This window comes from Halochromatium glycolicum, from assembly GCF_016584085.1.
Classification (GTDB): Bacteria; Pseudomonadota; Gammaproteobacteria; order Chromatiales; family Chromatiaceae; genus Lamprobacter; species Lamprobacter glycolicus.
The window spans coordinates 1-4,015 of record NZ_NRSJ01000090.1 but is presented as its reverse complement, the minus strand read 5'-3'; the positions used below and the strand labels follow the sequence as shown (position 1 = coordinate 4,015).

Sequence of the window (4,015 nt, the reverse complement as noted above, 5' to 3'; positions counted from 1 at the left end):
ATCAGTGGATGAAAGCGCATGGCTATGCCTAAAGCGTCGTGTGCTCCCTTCTTGTGAATCGCCTAGTGCGGACCCGCATGCTAGGTGGTGTGGGGAGGGCGGGCTAAACACCCGCCCTTACCCGATTGGGCATCAACTCAGTTTGCGTATGATATTTCTCGCGAGATGCTCTTTGATCTCGCGATGTCTCGGAACTGGTTGAGACTCTTTGGTTTCAGGATTGTGATACCAGTCATGCCGACTGCCATGCCTAAGCATTACGCAGCCCATGCTCTCAAGTTCCTTGATCAAGTCTCGGCGCTTCATGCGACGGCGAGTTCACCTACGCGGCGGACGATGGGTAGTTCGCCGCTAGTTAGCGTTGCATAGATATCCTTAAGGTTTTCCTGCAGGTCTTCCAAGTCTTCTCCTTGTGTCATGTAATCGGGAAACTCTTCGAAATAGCCCAGCCACATGTCTTCATCTTGCCAATAAACGTATCGGGCAGTCGTCATATGAAACCTCGTAGGTAAACCTTGCGGACGAGCTTGGAGCTAGGGGGGACACCGGGTGCATGGCTTCGTTGTTGAGCCCAACGCCGCAAATCAGCTATAGTCATCCGCAAAATTACTTATAGTCTAAGACATGCGGCACGAATCGCTCGATCCACCACCGGGCATAGGAGCAGTACCGAGCGGATTCATTCCATGTTCTGCGAATTTGGCTGCGCAACGCATCGAGCGAGCTGATGAAGCTGACCGAAATGACCCGCTTGATCGTTTTCCAGATGAACTCGATCGGATTGAGAACCGGCGCGTACGGCGGCAGGAACACCAGCTCGATGGCGATGTCCTCGTCGCTGAGCCCTTGTGCGCGCAAGCGCTCATAGGCCGTGATCAGGCGCGCTTCAAGCTGCGCCCCGGCATCGCGAGGGCGCTTGTCGCCATGCGGATAGGGCTTGCCGAAGTGCATCCCGAGCTTCTCGCGCAAGATCCGACTGACCTGGCTGACGGAGAGCTCGACAGTGAACTGCTCGTGAATGAGCGTGCGCACCTCGCGCGTCAGCCAGAACGGCTGCGCTTCGAGCAGGCTCTTTAGCGTCGCGAGATCACTGTCATCGAGCGACGGTGGTCGACCAGGCTCACCACCCGTTTCGGTGGGATGGCAGGCCCCCTGGTAGCCACGCTCGCGCCAGGCGCGCACCCAAATGTAGGCGGTGGGCTCGGGAACATCAACCATCGCGCAGATCTGCGCCAAGGAGAGCGAGCGTGGTAGCTCCGCGATCAGGTTCATCAGGATCAAGCGCAGGCGCACTGTGGGATCGCTTTCCTGCTCCAAGTAACTGCGGAGCACGGTTGGATTCGGAATGTCAATGCGACGAGTGCGGGTCATCTTCATCACCTCCGATAATATCCTGATTCACTGACTCAACTATAGAACAAAATGCTAGGAACTATATCGAGAATAACGTTCCTGCCCGAATTTCCTTGTGATCGGGAACCGGAACTGTGATAGTACTTCCCGGGACCTGCTTTTGCATTACTATGTGACTTCCTCGTTGGCGCGCTTTGATGAATCCGTGATTTTCAAGGATTCCACAGATTTCCTTTCCGGATAAGACCTTCAGCTTAACCGACTGCTACCTCAAGTTGGGTTATATAGACTTCTTGTTGCAATCGCTCGCCGACTTCCGTTGCTGAAGCCGTTTCGAAAAAGAGCTCTAGAGCCTCCCTCAAATTGGGCTCTTCAGGATCTCAGTAGAGTATAATACACTTACTATACAGCAAGTTACAGCGACACAGGCGTCAAGATGGGGACCAACAACGAGCCGCTTCGCCAAGCCATGGCGTTACTCTTAGGCGATTTCTGTCAAAGCTCATACCGCCTTGCTGGTCTTTTCGCTCGCCTTCTTCGTCGCGCCGCCGGTCACATAGCCCGGCTATGCTCCCGGCGACGCTCCTCGAAGGTAAACGAACATCCTGCGCAATTCGGTACGAGCTTTTCCGGCAATCGCCTTAGAGCTGCCGCAAACCCGCATTGAAGCGGCGTTTGAGGACCGGGATGGACAGCTCATTATCACGTTGAGCAGCACCCAAGAGTGGACGACGTGCCACCGCTGTGGCGACTGGATCACCACGCGCAATGGGCTGGAGTGAATGGACGACGGTGCGCCATTTGGACCTATTGGGCAAGCCGGTTTACCTTCGGTTTCGCCTCCCGCGCGATCGCTGCGACTGTGACGAGGGGCCGACCACGACGCAGCAAGTCCCCTGGTTCAACCGTCGCAGTCGCATGACCAAGGCGTACGAGGAGCACCTGCTGCGCGCCTGTATCAATAGCACCTTGAGTGATGTTGCGCACAAGGAAAGGGTCTCGACCGAGACCCTCCAAGGCCTACTCGATCGTCACATCGCCACGACTCCCGACTGGGAAGTGTTGCCGTCGCTTGAGGTCATCGGCATCGATGAGATTGCACTGAAGAAAGGCCACCGTGACTTTGTCGCCATCGTCACCGGGCAGAGCGGTGATCGGACCCACATCCTCGGCGTGCTCAAGGACCGCAAGAAGGCCACCGTGGTCGAGTTTTTATCTTGTATCCCCAAGCGCTTACGGCGAACGGTGCGGGTGCTGTGCAGTGATCTCTACGAGGGGTTCATCGGTGCGGCGAAGGCGGTCTTTGGGCGCCGTGTGCGCGTGGTCGCCGATCGTTTCCATGTCGCCAAACGCTACCGCGAGGCCGTCGACACGTTGCGCAAGCAGGAGCTCAAACGGCTCAAGCGCACCCTCTCCGCAACCCAGTATCAACGCCTGAAAGGCGCGGTGTGGGCCTTGCGCAAACAGCCACAGGACTTGAGCATGGACGGAAGATCAAGGGGTTACACTGTGCCTCCGTTTGTAACGATCAGCCGACTCCTGTCACCTCTGACCACTCAACAACCTGTTTTTGTTGAGCATTCGTGTCACGGGAAATCCAGAAGAGCCCTCAAATTGTCTCTTGCCTCAACAATAGAGTCTCCTTGGCTTGCTACATCTACTTCCGGGCACAATTCAACATAGCCATCATCCTCTTTTTCTATGATTGCAGTTAGCTCTCTGTTCATCTTGTTGCCTCTCTATGGTCTATTCTTTTCTCCTGCCAACGTTTGGCTCAGTCGCTGCCGAAAGCGGCTCGAGCCTTTTGTTGGGCAATGTTGCGTACTGGAGGCGAAACCCGTGTGACGTGGCAACCTGCTCTGCAGCTAGATGTGAACGCAGGAGATAACCGCGGACAGAGCTGCTTTCTTCAAATAGCCTCTTTTGCACGCGATACTTTTCCTGAAGTATTTCTGACTCAATCATTGGTTTTCTTCCTCCGCAAATAGCTCGAGCGGTGTGATGATTTCAGGTGTTGACAGACCAAGGCGGACATTGATCACTCGGATATGCCGTCTCTTGTTCGCGTTAGCGAGGTGATTGCAGTTCCACGTAACAAGATACTGCAGATCATAATAACTCGCATAGGCAAGGTGGAGTGCATCTCCGACCAAAGATTTCGGCATAACGTAGTTGGTCACATAAAATTCAACGATATGTTCAAGATCCGCGGTTAGCGGCAGCAATGGAATCGTTGATACGAATTCGATGATTTCGTCTTTGCGCGGGTAATCACCGGCATTCACCTCCTGGAGCACTGCGTCAGATATGAAAAGATCGTAGCTGGTGGACATTTCTGTCCACCATTGCCTTGTGATCGCTGTAAAAGCAGCCAAGGATTCACGGTTGTCAAAGTAATAACTGGGAATGGTGGAGTCAAGATATACCTTCTCTTTCATCGTCTCTCTTGGTTCCATGCCCAACGCTTCACATCACCGGCAGTAAAGAGCAGAGCGAGGAACGAGCGACGCTTTTACTGTCCGTGTGCATGTGATTGTGTACGCCCGGCATGGGCATGAACTGATGGGGTGAAAGTCCCCTGTAGGAGTACCTGTAGTGTCCTCTTGGACCAATAGAACTACTAGCCGACGGCAAGGGCAAACCCGCGAGGGGATGTCTGGAG

The 4,015-nt window shown here is 54.4% G+C and carries 6 protein-coding genes; 1 reads left to right on the top strand and 5 read right to left on the bottom strand.

The genetic code is table 11. The features are described from left to right. Positions 1 to 132 precede the first annotated feature (132 nt). The 4 genes from CKO40_RS23365 to CKO40_RS23350 form a co-directional block, all read right to left on the bottom strand. Positions 133 to 306, bottom strand: a complete 174-nt coding sequence (locus CKO40_RS23365) for a type II toxin-antitoxin system HicA family toxin (RefSeq protein WP_200348858.1) — start codon at positions 304 to 306, stop codon at positions 133 to 135. Beyond that, on the bottom strand, positions 303 to 494 hold the full coding sequence (locus CKO40_RS23360; protein WP_200348857.1) for a type II toxin-antitoxin system HicB family antitoxin: 192 nt from the start codon (positions 492 to 494) through the stop codon (positions 303 to 305). Before CKO40_RS23360 ends, CKO40_RS23365 begins: the two co-directional genes overlap by 4 nt. 112 nt (positions 495 to 606) lie before the next feature. After that, on the bottom strand, positions 607 to 1,371 hold the full coding sequence (locus CKO40_RS23355) for a helix-turn-helix domain-containing protein (protein ID WP_200348856.1): 765 nt from the start codon (positions 1,369 to 1,371) through the stop codon (positions 607 to 609). 61 nt (positions 1,372 to 1,432) lie between these two features. Next, positions 1,433 to 1,582 (bottom strand): type II toxin-antitoxin system HicA family toxin, encoded by a 150-nt coding sequence (locus CKO40_RS23350; protein ID WP_224408443.1) that lies wholly within the window; start codon positions 1,580 to 1,582, stop codon positions 1,433 to 1,435. Between the two features lie 539 nt (positions 1,583 to 2,121). Here CKO40_RS23350 and CKO40_RS23345 point away from each other — a divergent pair. Further along, positions 2,122 to 3,036, top strand: coding sequence for a transposase (locus tag CKO40_RS23345; RefSeq protein WP_200348855.1), 915 nt, complete (start codon positions 2,122 to 2,124; stop codon positions 3,034 to 3,036). Between the two features lie 278 nt (positions 3,037 to 3,314). Here CKO40_RS23345 and CKO40_RS23340 read toward each other — a convergent pair whose 3' ends face one another. Next, positions 3,315 to 3,791, bottom strand: coding sequence for a type II toxin-antitoxin system VapC family toxin (locus CKO40_RS23340; RefSeq protein WP_200348854.1), 477 nt, complete (start codon positions 3,789 to 3,791; stop codon positions 3,315 to 3,317). Between the last annotated feature and the right edge of the window lie 224 nt (positions 3,792 to 4,015).

What these genes read in the sequence shown, in the direction of transcription:
- CKO40_RS23360 (WP_200348857.1), bottom strand. Translation starts at nt 494, where the DNA reads ATGACGACTGCCCGATACGTTTATTGGCAAGATGAAGACATGTGGCTG.
- CKO40_RS23345 (WP_200348855.1), top strand. Translation starts at nt 2,122, where the DNA reads ATGGGCTGGAGTGAATGGACGACGGTGCGCCATTTGGACCTATTGGGC.
- CKO40_RS23365 (WP_200348858.1), bottom strand. Translation starts at nt 306, where the DNA reads ATGAAGCGCCGAGACTTGATCAAGGAACTTGAGAGCATGGGCTGCGTA.
- CKO40_RS23355 (WP_200348856.1), bottom strand. Translation starts at nt 1,371, where the DNA reads ATGACCCGCACTCGTCGCATTGACATTCCGAATCCAACCGTGCTCCGC.
- CKO40_RS23340 (WP_200348854.1), bottom strand. Translation starts at nt 3,791, where the DNA reads ATGAAAGAGAAGGTATATCTTGACTCCACCATTCCCAGTTATTACTTT.